6 protein-coding genes are annotated in these 18889 nt (G+C 72.2%); all 6 read right to left on the minus strand.

Features of this window, described 5'->3' with window-relative positions:
* Positions 1-3: 3 nt before the first annotated feature.
* The 6 genes from eccD to ACWDY5_RS24010 are packed head-to-tail and all read right to left on the minus strand — an operon-like array spanning position 4 to position 18829.
* A complete protein-coding gene (gene eccD / locus ACWDY5_RS23985) occupies positions 4-1386 on the minus strand; it encodes a type VII secretion integral membrane protein EccD (RefSeq protein ID WP_449724407.1) in 1383 nt (460 codons plus the stop codon).
* Positions 1383-5327 carry a type VII secretion protein EccCa gene (gene eccCa / locus ACWDY5_RS23990; protein ID WP_449724408.1) on the minus strand — a complete coding sequence of 1315 codons (3945 nt, stop codon included), beginning with the start codon at positions 5325-5327 and terminating at the stop codon, positions 1383-1385. The genes eccD and eccCa overlap by 4 nt, the downstream gene beginning before the upstream one ends.
* Positions 5324-6538, minus strand: a complete 1215-nt coding sequence (gene mycP / locus ACWDY5_RS23995) for a type VII secretion-associated serine protease mycosin (protein WP_449724409.1) — start codon at positions 6536-6538, stop codon at positions 5324-5326. The genes eccCa and mycP overlap by 4 nt, the downstream gene beginning before the upstream one ends.
* Positions 6535-18000 carry a WXG100-like domain-containing protein gene (locus tag ACWDY5_RS24000; RefSeq protein ID WP_449724410.1) on the minus strand — a complete coding sequence of 3822 codons (11466 nt, stop codon included), beginning with the start codon at positions 17998-18000 and terminating at the stop codon, positions 6535-6537. Before ACWDY5_RS24000 ends, mycP begins: the two co-directional genes overlap by 4 nt.
* On the minus strand, positions 17997-18392 hold the full coding sequence (locus ACWDY5_RS24005) for a hypothetical protein (protein WP_449724411.1): 396 nt from the start codon (positions 18390-18392) through the stop codon (positions 17997-17999). Before ACWDY5_RS24005 ends, ACWDY5_RS24000 begins: the two co-directional genes overlap by 4 nt.
* A 2-nt stretch (positions 18393-18394) precedes the next feature.
* The gene (locus ACWDY5_RS24010) at positions 18395-18829 is read right to left on the minus strand and encodes a YbaB/EbfC family nucleoid-associated protein (protein WP_449724412.1); all 435 of its coding nucleotides are present in this window, start codon (positions 18827-18829) and stop codon (positions 18395-18397) included.
* Positions 18830-18889 lie beyond the last annotated feature (60 nt).

Genomic DNA, 18889 nt, shown 5'->3' on the forward strand with positions numbered 1-18889 from the left:
TGATCACCCGGCCAGTGCGCGGATCAGCGCGTACGCGTCGAGCACCGCGAGCAGCAGCGGCACCACGGCGATCGCGGCGGCGGTCTCGCCGATGTCGGCGGCCCGGCCCCAGTAGGGCAGCAGCCGTTTGCCGGGCAGCCGCCAGGCGCCGAGCACCAGCAACGCGGCCAGCACGGCCAGTCCTACCAAGGAGATCACCCGCAGCGCGGGCAGCGGCGCGTGCGCCCCGGCGTGCAGCAGCACGGCGAACCCGGCCGCGCCGGGCAGGGCCACCGCGAGCCGCTGCCCGGTGCTGACCAGCACCCGGGAACGCAGCAGCAGCGCGGCGCACATCGCGGCCAGGAAGGCGGGCGCGGTCCAGCCGGGGGCCGCCACCACGGGCGGCAGGCAGGCGGCGACCACCACGGCGGAACCGGCCAGCAGCGCGGTGAGCAGCCGGTCGGCGGACTTGGCCTTGGCCAGCACCTCGGGTTCGGACAGCGGTTCGATGTCCTCTTGCAGCTCCTCGGCCCCGCCGGGCAGCTGCGGTGGGCGCAGGCGCACCATCCTGGTGGCGACGCCGGGCGCGAGCATGGTCAGTCCAAACGCGACAGTGGCGACCACCGCGGCCGAACCGCCGGTGCTGAGTTTTGGCCACAGCACGAGCAATCCGCCCAGGGCCGCGGCGACCGCGGCCACCCCGGTGGCCAGGAAGACCGGCACCGCGGTGCGCACCGCGAGCACGGCCAGCACGGTGGCGGCCATCGCCGCCGAACCCGCGCCGAGCAGGTTGGGCGCACCGAATCCCGTTCCCGGCACCAAGGATCCGGCCACCGCGGCGAACGGGGCGGCGGCCAGGCCGAGCTGGGCGGCCACCGGGGCGTCGCCGATCGCGCGGGAGGCGATCGCGCCCGCGGCCAGCAGCAGCACCGCGACCACGCCGGATCCGGCGGCGCGCAGCCACAGCGGGCCGGGCACGGTGAGCAGCGCGATGAGCAGCACCAGCAACGTGGTCGCGGCCAGGCCGAGGAACAGCCACCGGGTCAGCTCCGGCCGCCACCGGTCCGCCCGGCCCCGGATGGCCACCCCAACGCCGTCGGTGAGGTCGTCAAAACCGATGGCGGGCAACGGGATCCGTGCCGGGCGCAGGTGCAGCACCTCGCCGTCGCGCAGGCCGAGCGCGGCCGGGGTGGCGTCGGTGTCCAGTGGCGTGTCGCCGAGGCGTTGCAGCACCCACTCCCGTTCGCCGCCGGCGGCCACGGTGAGGCCGGGGTCGACGTGCCGGAGCAGCACGGGCAGCAGCTCGGCCAGCGGGATGTCCTGGGGCACGGCGAGATCGGCGCGGCCGCCGGGTGCGGCCACGGTGAGCCGGCAGAGCTGGTCGGCCGGGTGGGCGGCGGTGGTCATCGGGACTCCTGGCTGGGGGCGGGACAGTGGCCGAGCTGGATGAGGGACACGCCGCGGCGGGTGACCAGCTGCGCGCGGCCGGGGGGCAGTTGGCGGGGCGGGGCCTCGCCGAGGAACTTGCCCTCCTCCTTGGGATAGGAGAGCAGCAGGCCGGGGCTGCCCAGTTCCCACATGCGCCGCAGCACCGGGTCCATCATCGCCCTGATGGCGCTGGAGCTGCTGCGCGCGGTGACCAGGTGCAGGCCGATGTCCGCGCCCTGGGCCAAGAACGGATCGAGGACCTCCAGCGGGCCACCGATGCCGCCGCCGAAGAGCTCGTAGTCGTCGACCAGCACGAACAGCCGCGGCCCCTGCCACCAGTCGCGGCGGCGCAGCCGGTCGGGGGTGATCTCCGGGCCGGGCAGGCGTTTGTGCATGGAACCGGCGGCCTTGACCGCCAGGTCGGCCAGTGCCGGTCCGCTGACCGCGTAGCCGATCTTGTACTCCTCCGGCACCTCCTCGGCCAGCTCGCGGCGCACGTCGCCGAGCAGGATGCGCGCCTCGGCCGGGGTGTAGCGGCGCAGGATGGCCTGGATCAGCATGCGCAGCAGGCCGGTCTTGCCGGTCTCGGTGTCGCCGAAGACCATCAGGTGCGGGCTGGTCTCGAAGTCGTGGTGCACCGGGGCGAGCCGCTGCTCGTCCCAGCCCAGCGCGATCCGCAGGTCGCCGTCGGGCTCGGGCAGGTCGGCCACGGGCAGTTCCAGCGGCAGCAGCCGGACCGGCGGGGCGGGTTCGCCCGGCCAGCAGGCGGTCAGCTCGCCGATCATCACCTTGGTGGCCAGCTGGAGGTCCTCCACACCGGTGCCGCCGTCGACCCTGGGCAGCGCGCCGAGGAAGTGCAGGCCGTCGGAGGTCAGGCCACGGCCGGGTTCCTTGGGCACGCTGGCCGCGATCCGGCTGCCGATCTCGGACTCCAGCGGATCGCCCAGGCGCAGCTCGTAGCGGGTGCCGAGCAGGTCGCGCAGCCAGGGCCGGATCTCCGACCAGCGGTTGGCGGTGACCACCAGGTGGATGCCGTAGCCGAGGCCGCGGGAGGCCAGCTCGGAGAGCCTGCTCTCCAGGTCCTCGTAGTCCTGGCGCAGCGTGAACCAGCCGTCCACCACCAGGAACACGTCACCGTACGGATCGTCCACAGTGGACTCACGGCGGAGTGCGCGGTAGGCGGACATCGAGTCGATGCCCAGGCGGGCGAAGTCCTGTTCGCGGCGTTCCAGCAGGGCGCTGAGCTCGGCGATGGTGCGGCGCACCCGGTCGGTGTCCAGGCGACCGGCCACCGAGCCGAGGTGCGGCAGGCCGTTGAGCGCGCCGAGCGCGCCACCGCCGAAGTCCAGCGCGTAGAACTGGACCTCGTGCGGGCTGTGCGTGACCGCAAGGGCCATCAGCAGGGTGCGGACCAGGGTGCTCTTGCCGGACTGCGGCGCGCCCACCACGCCGACGTGACCGGCGCCGCCGGAGAGGTCGGCGATGAGCAGGTCGCGCACCTGCTCGAAGGGCCGGTCCACCACGCCGACCGGGGCCTGCAACCTGCCGCGGCCGGGCCAGTCCAGCGCGGTCAGGCCGTGCTCGGGGCTGGGGTCCAGGCCGGGCAGCAGGCTGTCCAGGCTCGGCGTCTCAGCCAGCGGCGGCAGCCACACCTGCCTGGCCGGTGGGCCTTGGCCGCGCAACCGTCCGATGAGGACGTCCAACAGGCTGCCATCTTGTTGCGGCGAGGCGGTTTCCTCGGCTCCGGTGACCGGTTCGGCCGGGGCGAGGGGCTGGTGGGTCAGGCCGAGCGGGCGGACCTCGGCGGCGCGGCGCAGCGGGGCGGGTCCGCCGGTGGCGGCCGGGGCGGCGGGCGGGGCGGAGACGTAACCGGCCTTGAACCGGACCAGGGTGGTGGTGTCGTACTTGAGGAAGCCGTTGCCGGGTGCGGAGGGCAGCTCGTAGGCATCGGGCACGCCGAGCACGCTGCGGGACTCCATGGCGGAGAAGGTGCGCAGCGCGATCCGGTAGGACAGGTGTGACTCCAGCTGGTGGATGCGGCCCTCGTCGAGTCGTTGCGAGGCCAGCAGCAGGTGCACGCCGAGCGAGCGGCCGAGCCGGCCGATCATCACGAACAGGTCCATGAACTCGGCCTTGCTGGCCAGCAGCTCGCTGAACTCGTCCACCACCAGGAACAGGGTGGGCATCGGGTCCAGGGTGGCGCCCTGCGCGCGGGCCGCCTCGTACTCGCGCAGTGAGCTGTGCCCGCTGCGCCGCAACAGTTCCTGGCGCCGGACCAGCTCACCGTGCAGGGCGTCCTGCATGCGGTCCACCAGCGGCAGCTCGTCGGCCAGGTTGGTGATCACCGCGGAGGTGTGCGGCAGCTGTTCCATGCCGAGGAAGGTCGCGCCGCCCTTGAAGTCCACCAGCACGAAGTTGAGCAGCTCGGAGGAGTGGGTGACCGCGAGGGTGATCACCAGGGTGCGCAGCAGCTCGCTCTTGCCGGAGCCGGTGGCGCCGATGAGCACGCCGTGCGGGCCCATGCCGCCCTGCGCGGACTCCTTGATGTCCAGCTCCACCACCGATCCGTCCACCGACAGGCCGATCGGCAGCCGCAGCTTGCCCCAGCGGGAGTTGCTGCGCCACAGCGCGTGCACGTCGAAGTCGCGCGGGTCGCCGATGCCGAGCAGCTGGGCCAGGTCGAAGTCGGCGGAGAGCGGTTCGGCGGCATCCGGGACGCCACCGGTGCGGTAGGGGCTGAGCCTGCGGGCCAGCGCCTCGGCCTTGGTCGCGCTGAGCCCGTCCGGCAACCCCAGCGGCCTGCGGCCGTAGTTGTCCATAGTGGACAGCCGGCCGTCTTCGGTGTGCAGCACCAGGTCGCAGCCGGTGAGCTGCTCGGGGTCGGCGGCGGCCTCCAGCACCACGGTGTTGCGCAGTCCGCCCTGCCGCAACCGGGAGTGCTCGGGCAGTTCGGTCCCGTCCAGCAGCACCACGGTGAAGGGCTCGCGGGCGTGCGGGGCCGCGGTGCGGTCGAAGCCAGGGCGCTCGGTGAACGCGGGGCCCAGCAAGGACATCAGCTCGTCGTGGTCGGCGGCGTAGAGCCGGACCTCGCCCGCGGCGTCATTGTCGGTGGGGTGGGCGGCGTGCGGCAGCCACTTCAGCCAGGCCCAGTCCCCAGCCCGCTCCGGACCGGCCAGCAGCGCGATCCGCAGCTCCTCCGGCGCGTGGAAGGTGACCAGCTGAGCGATCATCGCGCGCAGCAGGGCGCGCGGCCGGTCCTCGGTCCCGGTGACGCCGATGTGGGCGAAGCCGCGCAGGTACAGCGCGGTCGGGGTGTCCGGCACAGAGGTGTAGGCCCGGATGAACCGGCGCAGCGCGCTGGCGCACAACGGTTCCAGGTCCTCCACCGGCCGGGTCTCCGGCGGCACCAGGCGGATCAGCGAGCGCTGAGTGCCGGTGCCCACCCTGATCTCGGCGAAGTCGTCGTCGGAGGGCCTGCGTTCCCACAGCCGGGGGCCGGCCGCGATGGTCCACAGCCGGGCCGGGTCGGGGTGGTCGTAGGTGAGCGCGACCCGGTGCTCCAGGATGGCCTTGCGCACCTGCTTGCGCACCTGGCTGAGGTAGCGCAGGTAGTCCCGCCGCTCGCCCTTGAGCTTGCGCTTGCGGTCACCGGCGGCGCGGCCCAGCTGCATGACCAGCATGCCGATGGTGGAGACCGCCATCAGCCCGGAGGCGATGTAGGTGACCGGCCCGGCGCCGGGGTTGGCGAACAGCAGCACGGTCGCGCCGGAGCCCAGCGCCATCGGCAGGTAGGTCATGGCCATGCTGATGTCGGCGGCCTGCGCCTCCGGCAGCGCGGGCGGCTCCTGGAGTTCCAGCTCGCCGCGCGGCAGCGGCGGAGCCGGGCGGCGCGGTGGCCGGGCGATCTGGATGGTGCTCACCGTTGCTCCCTAGTCGAACTTGCTGCGCGCCAGCGGCGTCGTCTTCCCATGGGCAGCACCACCCAGCCGATGGCGGCCGCGCCTGCCAGCAGCACTGCGGCGGCGGCCACCAGCGCGGCACGCAGGACGCGGGGGTCGCCGGGGCCTTCCGGCGCGCGGGCGGGCACGGTCACCGGTCCCGGTTTGGCGGTCCGTGCGCCCTGTTCCTCGGGCAGCACGGCGGTGACCGCGTTGTGCGGGTTGACCACGCCCCAGCCCAGTTCCCGGTCGGGGGCGCGGCGGGGCGGCGGGTCGGCGGTGGCTTCCAGGCGGTGCTTGACCTGGGTCGCGGTCAGCTCGGGCCGGTAGGCGCGCACGAGTGCGGCGACTCCAGCCACGAACGGCGCGGAGTAGCTGGTGCCGTTGTCCTGGAAGTGGCCTGGGCCGCGCGGGCCGACGCTGATCACGCCCTCCCCCGGTGCGGCCAGGTCCAGGAAGTCACCGGCCTCGGAGAACTGGGACCGGTTGCCCTGCTGGCCGATCGCGCCCACCGCGAGCACCTCGGGGTAGGCCGCGGGATAGCTGACCGGGTTGCCGTCCTGGGCGTTGTTGGCCGCGGCGGCGACCACCAGCACGTTGCGCTCGGCGGCGTAGCGGACCGCGGCACGCAGCTCGTCGGTGCCGTAGACCGAGGTGACCGACACGTTGACCACCCCGGCCCCCTTGTCCACGGCCAGCCGGATGCCCTTGGCGATGCCGCTGACCGTGCCGTCGGAGGTGCCCACCGACTGCCGGATGGGCAGGATCCGGGCGTCCGGCGCGATCCCGGCGAAGCCGACCCCCGTGGCGGGTCTGGCCGCGATGATCCCGGCCACGAAGGTGCCGTGCCCCGGGCAGTCCACAATGGACTTGGGGCTGCCGGTGACGTCCAGCTCCTCCTGCACCCGGCCGGACAGCTGCGGCACCGAGCCGTCCACCCCGGTGTCCACCACGGCGACCAGCTGGCCCGCTCCCCTGGTCAGCGACCAGACCCGTTGCGGGGCAAGGCGGTGCTGCGCCCACGGCACCTGGGCGACCAGCGAGGTGGAGCCGGGCAGGCATTTGCCGGACAGGCCGCCCGGCGGGGTGAGCGGCGGCGCGACCGGGTCGCCCGGCGCGGGCTGGGCAGCGGCGGGCAGGCCGGTGGCGAGCAGCAGCAGGGCGGTCAGGCAGGTGGCGGCGGTGCGGTTCATCCTGGCAGGCCTGCCTTCTCGCGTTCCTCGACCGGCTGGTCCAGCAGGTGCGACCGCAGCCGCTGCCACACCGCGCGGACCTCGGCCAGCCGCTCCGGCGTGGTCCCGCCCAGGCCGAGAGTGACCACCGGACCGGCCGAGCCCGCCTGCCTGCTCCACAGCCCACGATCGTCCGAAGTGGACACATCATCGGCGTGGTGCAGCACCAGCCCGGAGGGCACCACCCGCACCAGCGTGTCGCCGGAGCGGAAGGTGTTCTCATCCACCCTGGTCAGTCCGTGGCCCGGCGCCAGCCACCGCTCCGGCGGCAGCACCGCGGCCACCTGCGGCGCCTCGGCGGTGTTGCTGGGGGCGTGCTGGAGCAGCTGGGCGTAGGGCGCCCAGCCCTCGGGGTCCAGGTCGAAGACGCGCACCGCGTCGCCGTCGCTGGTCCCGTTCACCGCGAGCACCGGCCGGCCGAGCTGGTCGGCGAGCTGGCGCGCGGTCCAGGCAGCGTCGCGCTGGGTGAGCACGATGCGCGCCTGGCCGGGCAGCTGGCCGGCGGCCTCGGCGATCTCGGCCGGGGTCAGGCCGCGGGCGGTGGCCACCAGCAGGGTGTGCTGCTGGGTCGCGGGCAGGTCCAGTGGCGGCCAGCTGCCGCCGTGGTTGTCGCGCAACAGGAAGACCTCGCCGGTGGGCACGAGCGTCAGGTCCGGTGTGGACAGTGCGATCGGCTCGGGCCGGGACACGTCCGGCGGGGCGAGCTCGGCGGGGGTCGGCTGGCTGTCGCTGCCCAGCCGGTCCCGGTGCGCCAGCAGGATCTCGTCGGTGGCGAACATGGCGGTGAGCTCGGCCATCTTGGCGTCGTTGCCCGCCTCGCCGGAGTAGCGGAAGTGCCGGTTGTCCGGGGTGCGCGCCAGCTCCTCGCCGTCGGGGACGAAGCGGTTGGTGAAGGCGTTGGGGCCCCGGTGCTCGTGGCCGTCCGCGTCGAGGAAGCTGCTGTTCCTGGTGTAGGAGGAGAAGTCCGCCTGGTAGTACTGGTGGAACTCCTCGAACAGCTTCCTGGTCTCGGCCGGGGTGCCCTCGCCGTGCCTGCGGGCCAGCCGGTCCAGGAAGGCGAAGGTCTCATCGGCGGTGAGCTTGCCGCGCAGGTAGAAGCCGAACGGGTCGGAGTCCATCACCGCGACGGCCAGCCGGAAGTCCCGCTCACTGCTCCACAATCCGCGGAAGTGCCGCATGAGCTGCGCGGCCAGCAGGTGCTCGGGTTCCCGGTCGTGCACCTCATAGCCGTCGCCGAACTGGTTCTTGGCATTGTTCTTCTCGATGTCGTGGAACAGGATCGCCTTGGCGAAGGCCTCCACCGGCACGAACCTGTCTGCGTGCGACTCGTGCGCGGTGAGCTTGAGGTACTGGCCCAGCACCATCTGCGCGTGCTCGTGGAAGGTGTGCCCGTTGGGCTGGCTGGGCGTGCGGTCCGGGCCCTTGTCCGGGGTGCGCGGCTCGGTGCACACCGCGTCGAACTTGCGGGCCAGGTCCTCGGGGTACTTGGTGCGCAACAGTTCCACCAGCTCCCGGGTGGAGCGGCCCTCGGCGAGCATCCGGTTCAGCGCCTCGCCGGTGGCGCGCTGCTCCCGCCACACCTGGTCCCGGTTTGCCTTCCACTCGGCGTAGCTGTTGGGGAACGCGGCAGGGCGCTGGAGCAGCAGGTCTTGGTCGAAGCTCACCGTGAAGCGGCCGTTGTCCTGGGTCAGGCGGGCGCCGATGTCCGCGGCGGTGGCCACCTGGTTCAGGCTCGTGGTCAGCCTGGGCAGCTGGTCAGGTGTGACCGTCGACTCGACCACCACGTTGCCCAGGACGGGGTTCAGCTCGGCGCCCATCCTGACCGTGCCCGCGGCCTTGCGCAGGTCCGCGTTGGCCTTCTCCCAGGTCTTCGCGTCGAACCGGTTGTCGGCAAAGGTGATCTCGACGGTGTCCCCGGCCACCACGGCCGTGCCGCCCGGCCTGACCTGCCGGGCCACGTTGGTCAGCGTCGCGGCCAGTCCGTCCAGCAGGGCCGGGTTGAGGAGTTCGGGGGCGAACCGGACGGTGAACCGCTGGACCTCCAGGGTCACCGTCGCACCCCGGTCCGCGGTGCTGATCGCCTTGCCCAGGTTGGCCATCATCCGTTCCAGCTTCGCCGGGTCGAAGACCGGCACGTTGAAGTCGATCTTCGTGCGGTCCACGTCGGCGGCCAGCACCGCGCCGATCTCGGCCTGGGTGGCCAGTTCCGGCAGGCCCTGCATCAGCTTGGTGATCTCGGTCTGCTCGACCTGGCGGAAGGTGAACCCGGCCAGTGCCACCTCGGCCCGGTCCCTGGCCAGCTGGGGCACCTGCCGGGCAAGGGACCGCTGGAACTCCGGGTCCAGCACGGCCAGCACCGGGTGGTTGCCCAGGGCCTGCTCGGTCTGCCTGGTCAGCTCCGCGAGCACCTCGCCCACCACCAGCTCGCGCAGCTGGTCGGCGCTGGAGCGGGCCAGGTCCTGCTGCCGGAAGGCGGTGAGCGCGGCGTCGGTCACCGGGCCGAGCACCTGCTCGCGCAACACCACGGGCAGCGACTCGGTCTTGACCTGCAACGGTGGCAGGGTCACCTCGTCCAGGCGGCCGCGCGCGTCGGCCACGACCCGCTCCCGGAAGGCCCGCGCCCGCTCACCGTAGAGCCAGCTCTGCTTCTTGCCCTGGGCCCGGGTCGGCTCCGGCAACGTGCTCAGGTCCTGGAACTGCTGCTGTAGCGCGGCTTTCAGGTGCGGGCGGATCTCGGTGGCCAGTGCGTGCCTGCTGTCCTCGGTGAGCAGGGCCAGGTCCGGGTGGTTGACGAGGCCACCGGTGCGCTGGTCCGTGCCCTTGACCGGAGCCCCGAAGGCCAGCGCGTCGCTCAGCGGGTTGAGCACCAGGTCCTCGAACGAGGTCGGCTTCTTGCCCGGCTTGCCGGTTCTGCGCACCAGGTCCACGATCGCGGTGCCGGTCTTGGGGACCGTGCCGCTGGGGGTGCCCTGGCGCAGGAAGGCGTCCAGCTCGCGGAGTCCGTTGTCCAGCACGGCTTGCACCACGCTGTCCCGCACGGTCGCCAGCACCCGGCCCGAATCGGCCAGGGGTGGCGCGGTGAGCCCGTCCGGCAGGGTGCCCGCGCTGGGCTTGAGCACCTGTTCGGCGACCGCGGCGACCATGTCCGCGCCGGGGCCGTGGGTGTTGAGGAACTCGTTGAGCCGCTTCTCCCGCGCGGGCGGGCTGAGGTCCGGCAGCGAGGTCTCGGTGTCACCGGGGATCTGGGTGGCGTCCCGCTCGAACAGGGCCTCGGGGAACCGGGTGCCGTGCGCGGACTGGGTTTCCAGCCAGGTGTAGTAGTGCTCGCGCAGGTCCGCCGCGAGCCGGTGCAGCTGGTTCGGGTCGTTGCGGAAGCCGTCGAAGACCTCGGTGCCGTCCTCCTCGCGGGTGGCGGCGAACCACGGGTTGTAGGCCAGCGGCGTGCGCGCCGGGTCAGGGCTGAAGTTCCGGTCGAGGCCGAGGCGCTCGTAGAGGTCGGCGACCGGCCGGATCCGCCCGGCCCGTTCGGCCTGGCCCAGCGTCTTCTGCCCGGTGGGCAGGTAGGTGATCAGGGAGCCAGGGCGGGCGGTGGCCATCAGCGGGCCGAGGTGCCCGCCGCCGATGCCGAACTGGTTGCCGTCCCCGCGCTGGTCGACGTTGACGGTGTTCTTGTGCAGCACCGAACCGGTGGGGCCCTCCACCGCGGTCTCCTGGGTGAACCGCTGGTACGTCTCCAGCGGCACCAGCCAGGAGCGCAGCACCGGCTGGGGATTGAGCGCCTGCATCTTCGGCTGTTTCGCGTCTTCCAGGTACTTGGCCAGCCACTGCACCGCGCGCAGCGGCCGTCCGCCGCCTGCCCACAGCCCGCCGTTGGCGCCGCTGGAGATGTGCACCAGCCCGCTGTCCGGGTCCTGTTGGATGTCCTTGAAGTCGGAGAGGACCTGCTGGCCCAGCTGCCCGGCCGGGAACGTCTCCGGCTTGAAGACCGCGGTGTAGAGGCGGACGAAGTGCTCGCCGCGAATGGTCTCGATCTCCATCTCGCTGCGGTGCAGGGCGGCCAGCTTGTCGCCCTCGGTGATCCGGCTGGAGCCGGGATAGCTGATGTCCGGCCGTCCGATGTGGACGTTCTCCACCACCCCTTGGTAGCGGCCGTCGGCGGCGCGCAGCACGTGCACGGGCACACCGGTGGGCGGGCCGAAGGTGCTGAAGCCGCCGTCGCGCTCGAACACGTGCACCTGCAGCCCGGCCGCCTCGGCCAGCGCCTGCTCGCTGGTGGCGGTGGCCGCGTGCGCGCGCAGCAGCTGCCGCGGCCCGCTCTCCACTGTGGACAGTCCGGTGTCCAGGGCGTTGGCGAAGGTCTCCAGCCGGGTGCCGCCGCGGACCGGGACGGGGTCCACGCCGTGCCGGTCCAGCTGGGTCCGCTGCGGTGCGAGCACCGGCTCGATGCCGTGCGCCGGCAGCACCCCCTCGGCGATCCGGTTGATCAGCCACAGGTGCCGGGGCATCAGCCGCACGTCGTCCTCGTGCACCCGCACGCCCATCAGGCCGGAGTCCTGGTGCACGCCGCTGGGGTGGACGTCGCCGCGCGGACGCAGCAACACGCGGGCGGTGTCCGGCTGGCCGGGGATGGAGCGTTCGGCGTACTCGTCGGGCAGGCCGAAGTAGTGCGCGATCTCGTGTGCCAGCACCGAGTCCGAGGCGGTGACCGGCCAGTGCTGCTGGGTGCCCCGGCCCTGTTCGCCGACCTTGACCGTGGTGTGCGCGAGCTCCGGCCGGTCCACGAACTCCACGGTGGCGGCGAACTGGTCGCCGCCGGGCAGGCGGTGGCCCTGGTCGAGCAGCCTGCGCACCCCGTCCTGGGCCCGCTGCTTGACCTGTTCGACCTGCTCATGGGTGACCCTGCCCTCGGCGGCCAGGTGCACCCGCAGCGTGAACTCCTGCACCGCGCCGCGGCCCGGCACCTCGATCCGCCGGTGGTCGTAGCGGATCAGGCCTTCGTAGTGCGGCACCAGTCCACTGGTCACCGGCGCGTTCTGGGCTGCTTTGAACCGGGCGTCGCCGCGCACGTCCAGCACACTCGTGCTGACCGTGCGCACCGGCGCGTTCTGCCTGGCCCCGGCCCAGTCGGCGCGGTTCAGCGCGGTGTCCGCGCGGTCGAACCAGGGCGCGTGGTCGCGTTCGCTGTGCCGCCAGCCCTCGTCGTCGGCGACCTTGGGTCCGTTGTCCACCTTCGGTTCCGGCCAGCCGCGGCTGGTGGTGTCGGCAGGCGGGCCGGTCGGTGCGGGCCGGGTCTCGGCCGCGCGCTGCTGCTGGATGGCCTCGTCGGTGGCGAACAGCGCGCGCAGGTCCTCGAACATCTGCTTCAGCGACGGGCCGCCGTCGGTGGGTGCGGCGTACTGGAGGGTCCGGCCGTCCGGGGTGAACAGCGGCCGGTCCTGGGGGTCGGTGGCGAACCGGTTGCTGAAGTGGTTCGGCCCGGTCTGTTGCTGACCAGCTCGGTCGAGATAGCTGCTGTACCTGGTGTAGGAGGAGAAGTCCGCCTGGTAGTACTGGTGGAACTCCTCGAACAGCTTCCTGGTCTCGGCCGGGGTGCCCTCGCCGTACTTGCGAGCCAACCGGTCGATGAAGGCGAAGGTGTCCTCTTTGGACAGCTTGCCGCGCAGGTAGAAGCCGAACGGGTCGGAGTCCACGATCGCGGTGGCCAGCCGGAAGTCCCGGTCGTTGCTCCACAGGCCGCGGAAGCGCTGCATCAGCTGCACCGCGAGCAGGTGCTCGGGTTCCCGGTCGTGCGCCTCGTAGCCCTCGCCGAACTGGTTCTTGGCGTTGACCTTCTCGATGTCGTGGAACAGGATCGCCTTGGCCAGCGCCTCCACCGGCACGAACCGGGTGCCGTCGTTCTCCAGCGCGGTGAGCTTGAGGTACTGGCCGAGCACCATCTGCGCGTGCTCGTAGAAGGTGAACGCGTCCTTGGTCTCCTGGGTGCGCACCGGTTTCATGGTGTGCTTGGTGCACACCTCGTCGAACTTGTGGTCCAGGTCCGCGTGGAAGTCCGCGATCAGCCGCTGGACCAGCGCGGTGGCCTTGTGCTCGGGGGTGTCGTCGCTGTCCAGCAACGCCTTCAGCGCGTCCCCGGTGGCCCGCTGGGTCAGCCGGGTCTGCTCCTGCTCGGCCCGCCAGCGCGCGTAGTCGTTGGGGAACGGGTCCGCCTCGGTGCCCAGCAGCCTGGGCTGGTACGCCACCGTCAGCCTGCCGTCGCCGGTGGTGGTCACCAGCCCGCCGATCTCGGCCTTGGCGATCACCTGGCTGACACCCCTGGTCAGGTTCGCCACCCGGCGCTCATCGGCCAGCCGGGAGCGGAGGTCGAGGGTGAGCCCGCCGTCGCCGGTCAGCAGCGCGCTGACGCCCTCCTGCTTGGCGAGCTCGCGCACCGCCCTGGTCAGTTCGGCGACCCGCGCCGGGTCCGCGTGCTGGGTGGTCAGCTCGACCCGGAACTGGCCGGGCCGCGGCGTCAGCGTCGGAGTCTGGTCCGGCGTTGTGCTCGCGGTTTCCAGGTCGCGCAGCACCTGGGCGAGCAGAGCCTGGTCGGTCGGCGGGGAGGTGAACCGCACCGTGAGCAAGTTGGCGGTGTCGGCGGTGATCTCGGCGCTGATCCGCCCGTCAAGCGCCCGCTTCAGCTTCGCGCCGAGCCGGTTCAGGTCCGCATCCGGCAGCGGGCGCGAGAGCTCCACCGCGATCGCGGCCGGGTCGGCGACCACCTTGCCCAGTCCCGAGCTCTCCACCACGGGGCCGAGTTTCGCCAGCAGGCCGTCAACCTTGGCCTGGTCCCACAGCCGGGACTCGAACCCCACGGTGTTGTTCGTGGTGTCCACAGTGGACACGAGGCCGGCGCCCTCCTGCCTGGCCACCTCGGCCAGGTCCGCCTTGACGTCGCTGACCTTGCCGGGATCGCTGATCTTGACGTCGAAGTCGATCCGGAACCTGGCCGGACGCGGTTCCACCCGCACGTCGAGCTTCGACTCGTTGATCGCCTTGTTCAGGTTCTCGGTCAGCGTGTCCGCGACGATCGGGCCGCCGAACTCCACCGTGATCCGGTTGGTGGCGGGATCGGCCCGCACCTGCCCGGTGAGCTTGGACTTGCTGACCGCGTCGTCCAGGAGCTTGGTCAGGGCGGTGGCCTTGTTCGCGTTGCCCAGTGTGCCGTCCGGGAACCGCAAGGTGATCGCGTCGGGGTCGAGGGTCAGCGCGCCGACACCCTGGCCGGTGACCACCGCGGTCAGGCGCTCCCCCAGCTCGGTGATCCGCTCCGGGCTCCACCGCTGCCGGTCGAAGTCCACCGCGACCCGGTTCAGGCCGACCGAGGCGACCAGGTCGATCCCGTTGCCCCTGGCCGACTTCGCCGCATCCGCAAGCACCGCGGCGACCTTGTCCGGGTTCCACATCCGGGAGTTGAAGTCGACCTTGATCCGGTCGGCGTCCGCGGCCAGCAGCGCGCCGATCTCAGCCTGGGAGGCCAGCTCCGGCAGGCGGCGCATCAGCTTGGTCACCCCGGCCGGGTCGATGTCGGTGAAGACGAAGGACTTCAGCCCCTCGGTCACCCGCGCGCTGACCTGGGTAGCGACTGTGGTGGCCAGCTCCGCGCGCTGCCGCTGGTCCAGCAGCCGCATCAGCGCCCGCTCGTTGAGCGCCTGCTCGGTGGCCGTGCTCAGCCGGTCCAGCACGTTCTCCCGCACCAGGGTGCGCAGGTCCTCGGCGTTGCGGCCCAACAGGTTCTGCTCACGGAAGTCGGCCAGCGCCTCGGCGGTGGCCGGACTGATGATCTTCGGTCCCAGCGCCTCGGTCAGCTGCTTCTTGCCGATCTCCAGCTCCGGCACGGGCACGTTGTCGCCGAAGAGCTTCTCCCGCTGGGCCGGCGGCAGCTTGGCCGGGTCGATCTGCAGCGCGGAGCCGCCCACCTCGTCGCGGAGGTCGCGCAGCACCAGCTCCTGGAACTTCGCCAGCCGATCACCGCTGAGCCAGCCGGCGCCCCGGCCCGAGAGCTTGTCCAGCTCCTGCAAGGCCTCCGGCGTGAGCTGCCGCTGCACGGCCGCTTTCACCTGGGGCAGCACGATCTCAGCGAGCGCGTTGCGGCTCGGCTCGGTGAGCAGGCTGAGGTCCGGCTGGGTGCCGATGCCCGCGAACTGGCGCTTCTTCACGGTGGTCCCGTCCCACACCGCCTTGGCCAGCGGCTCCAGCACACCGTCGGCGAAGGACACCTGGACCTTGTTCACCTTGCCCGGCCCGTGCTGCACCATCTTCTGGAACTCGGCCAGCGAGTTGCGGGCGAGCGGGACGCGCACCGCGGCCAGTCCGGCGTTCAGCCCGTCGGCGAGCAGGCTGCCCCGCACCGCGGTCAGCACCGCACCGGCATCAGCAGGCTGGGTGGCCGGCATCTTGTGCAGCTGTTCGCGCACCACGACCTCGCTGGCGGCGAGCACCTGCGACTCGACCGCGGCCACGGTGGCCTTGCCGGGACCGACGGTGTTGAGGAACTCGTTCAGCCGCCGCTGCCGCGTGGACGGGCTCTGGTCCGGCAAGGGGGTCGTGGTGCCGCCGGGGAACTGGGTGGCATCCGGCTGGATCAGCGCATCCGGGATCGTGGTGCCCGCCGGGGCCTGGTTCTGCTGCCAGGTGAGGTAATGCTCGCGCAGGTCCGAGGCGATCCGGTGCAGCTCACCCGGATCGTTTCGGAAACCGACGCCGCCCGCGCTCTTCTCGGTCAGCCACGGGTTGTAGGCCATGCCGAGCACGTCCGGGCGGAACTTCCGGCTCAGCCCGACCCGCTCGTACAGGTCGGCCACCGGCCGGACCCGCCCGCCCAGCTCGTCCAGCGGCGGCGGGGTCTTCGAGTACGGCAGGTAGGTCTCCAGCGAACCGGGCCGGGCGTGCTCGATCAGCGCGTCCAGGTGCTTGCCGCCGATGCCGAACTGGTTGCTGTCGGCCCGCTGGTCGACGTTGAAGCTGTGCGTGGCGGGATTGCTGCCGGTGCTGCCCTCCACCGCGGTCCCGCCGGCGATCCGCTGGTAGTCGTTGAGCGGCACCAGGAAGGAGCGCAGCCTCGGGGAGAGCGTGGCCCCGTCGGTCACCACATACTTGGCCAGCCACTGCATCGCCCTGATCGGGCGGCCGACGCCTGCCCACAGCTGCGGGTTGTTGCCCGGCGAGATGCTCAGCTGGCCGTTGACCGGGTTCTGCTGGATGTCCTTGAACGGCGAGGTGACCCGCTTGCCCGGCTGCTCGGGGAACTTGGCCGGGTTGACGATGGCGGTGTAGACCCGGACGAAGTGCTCGCCGCCGATGGTCTCGATCTCCATGTCGCTGCGGTGCACCAGCCGGTCCTCACCATGCGCCACCGTACGGGACGGACCGGGGTAGCTGATGCCCGGCCGTCCGATGTGGACGGTCTCGGTGATGCCCTGGTACAGCTGGGACTCCGTGCGCACCACGTGCACCGGCAGGCCGGTGGGCTCGCCGTGCCGGGTGAACCTGCCGTCCGGCTCGATCACGTGCACCTGGAGGCCGGTGGCCTTGGCGATGTCCTGCTCGGTGGTGGCGGTGTCGGTGATCCGGTCGAGGCGGTGGGTCTCGCCCTTGGGCAGGGTGGCTTTGAGGGCTTCCCTGAAGGTGAGCAGCGGGGTGGTGCCGGGGACCGGGACGGGGAGAGCGCCGTGTTTGTCGAGCTGGTCGCGCTGGCGGGGTGGCAGGTTCTCGTAGGCAGTGCGGGACGGGTCTGGGGTGGTGGCGGGAGGCGGGGTGGTGGTGGGTGGAGTGGTGAGGTCGGTGGCGGCGGTGTGGGTGTGCGGGTTGACCGGGGACAGGTCGGGGGTGGGCTGGGGGATGTGCTGGTTGTGGGTTTCGGGTTGGGGGGTATGGGGATCCGGCGGGGCGGGGCGGGTGTTGCCGGGGTCGGGCTGGGTGGAGGTCGGCTGGGGCTGGGTGGGTTCGGGGTGGCTGGTTTCCGGCTGGGGTGGGGTGGGCTGGGACGGGTCGGGGTGGGTGGAGGTTGGCTGGGGCGGGGTGGGCTGGGATGGGTCCGGCTGGGTTGAGGTGGGGTTGGGGGGCGTGGGCTGGCTGGGGTCGGGCTGCGGGGTGGGTTTCGACGGGTCTGGCTGCGTGGGGGTGGGTTGCGAGGGGTCCGGTCGCGTTGGCTCGGGGTTCGACGGATCGGGTTGCGGCGTGGTGGTTTGCGGCGGCGTGGGCTGCGGCGGGTCGGGCTGGGTCGGGTTCGGTTGGGTCGGATTGGGCTGGGGCTGGGAAGGATTCGGCTGCGTCGGGTTGGGCTGGGTCGGGTTGGGCTGCGTCGGGTTCGGCTGGGGTGACGGGCTGCGCTGGGACTGCGGGGGCGGCGACTGGTTCGAGGTGTTCGGGTCGTTCGAGGTGCTCGGGGTCGGCGACGTGGGCGGAGTTTCCACAGTGGACTGCGATCCGCCCGGCGTGGGACCCTCGGAACTGGTCGTGGTGCTGGGGTTCAGGTCGGGCATGGTGATGTCACCGGGGTTGGGCAGGTCGCCGAGGTCGCCCATGTCCCCACCGGTGCCGGAGCCGCCGCCGCCCCTGGCGCGGTGCTTGAACTTGCCGGTGCCGCCCTCGACCATGCCCTCGATGCCGCCCGCGCTGAGGTTGTACAGCGAGGCGTTGTTCGGGTCCAGCGCGACGCTGGTCAGGTACTCGTGCAGGCCGCCCTTGATGCCGCTGCCCAGGACGTTCTTCTCGTTGAAGAACTTCGGCGCGACCTTGTTGCCGATCCCGCCCAGGCCGAAGCCGATCAGGCCGCCGACCGCACCGGCCTTGAGCGCGTCCAGGGTCTTCTTGGTGTCCCACTCGGTGCGGGTACCCATCAGCATCTGCAGGCCCTGCACCACCACGTCCATACCGACCTGGAAGATCACACCCTGCACCACGGCCAGGAAAAGCCGTTGCAGCACCTGCTTGATCACCATCCGGGCCGAGGTGGTCAGCGCCGCCTGTGCGGCCGCGGCGGCGGGTGCGGCGGTGCCCAGGCTGGCCGCGACCCAGAACGCCAGCTGGGCGATCTGCACCGCCAGCCAGACCAGGGTGGCGATGATCATCAGCTTGGCGTACTCGACCTCAAGGGCCACGTCCCTCGCGCCCTTGCCGAGGTTGGCCGAGGTCTTGGCCACCGCGGGCACCGAGGCGCGGAACTTGCCCATGAACAGCCGGAACTGCTCCGCGGCCTGTCCCTGCAACGCCGCCAGCAGCTGCGCGGTGGGGGCGTCCAGCTGCGCGGCCAGCGCGGTGAGGTCGCGGTTGGCTCCGTCCCAGGCGTCGGCCAGCCTGCGCAGCTGGTCCTCATCGCCCTTGGGCCACTGGTCGCCGACCACGATCGGCACCAGCCACAGCAAGGCTCCTGGCATCTGCAGGCTCATCGGCGGCCGCCCCCGCCCGAACCGTGCTGACCGCCGGTGCCGGGCTGGCCGCTGGCAGGCGCGTCACCGGAAACCCGGCTGAGCAGGTCGCTGACCAGCTTGGCCTGCTCCTCGCCGTTGGCAAGGCCCTTGCTCATCAGGGTCACCCCGTCGCCGGTCTTGCGCAGCACCTTCGCGATGCCGGGCAACGCCTCCAGGACCTGCGCCCTGGCCGGCAGGTAGTCCTTGGCGAACTGCTTGCCGATCTGGTCATCGCCCCAGCACTCGCCGACACTGGTGATCTGGGTCGCCAGCACCGCGGCCATCCGCTCGGCCGCGTCGGCCAGCTGGCTGAAACTCGCGCCTGCCCTGGCGATCGCGTCGGTGTCGGCGCCGAAGGTGCCCTGTGACATCGTCAGCCCCGCCTGTCCTCGCCCGTGGGCGTGCCGTGCTTGAGGTAGTGCCGCACCGCGTCCGGCATCGGCGGCTGTTCGGGCACGAAGGCGGCCACGCCCTCGGTGCGGAAGGCGGCCAGCATGTCCTCCTGGCCCGCGGTGAACGGGGCCAGCAGTTCCGCGACCTCGGTGGCGGCCTTGGCCTTGGCCGAGTCGATGGTCTCCAGCAGCACCGCGGCCAGCTCGCTGGGCGCCATCCGCCGGTACGCGCCGGAGGGGAAGGCGAGCTCCAGGATGTCGCCGTGCGCGCCGACGGTCACCTCGACGCTGTGCCCGCTGGCGGTCGCGGTGGCGCGCACCTGGGCCAGCGCACGCTGCATCTCGCCGAGCTTGGCCCGCTGCTCCTGGTAGCCGGCCAGCAGCTCGTCGATCTCCTGCTGAAAGGGGTTGGACATGTGACTGCCTTCCAAGGGCCCCCGTGGCCAGCACGCGCGGTCTGGCCACGGGGGCGTGGT

This window comes from Crossiella sp. NPDC003009 (assembly GCF_053591555.1).

Excerpts from the sequence above, each read along its gene's own strand:
- ACWDY5_RS24010 (WP_449724412.1), bottom strand. The coding sequence starts at position 18,829 with ATGTCCAACCCCTTTCAGCAGGAGATCGACGAGCTGCTGGCCGGCTAC.
- ACWDY5_RS24000 (WP_449724410.1), bottom strand. The coding sequence starts at position 18,000 with ATGAGCCTGCAGATGCCAGGAGCCTTGCTGTGGCTGGTGCCGATCGTG.
- ACWDY5_RS24005 (WP_449724411.1), bottom strand. The coding sequence starts at position 18,392 with ATGTCACAGGGCACCTTCGGCGCCGACACCGACGCGATCGCCAGGGCA.
- eccD (WP_449724407.1), bottom strand. The coding sequence starts at position 1,386 with ATGACCACCGCCGCCCACCCGGCCGACCAGCTCTGCCGGCTCACCGTG.
- mycP (WP_449724409.1), bottom strand. The coding sequence starts at position 6,538 with ATGAACCGCACCGCCGCCACCTGCCTGACCGCCCTGCTGCTGCTCGCC.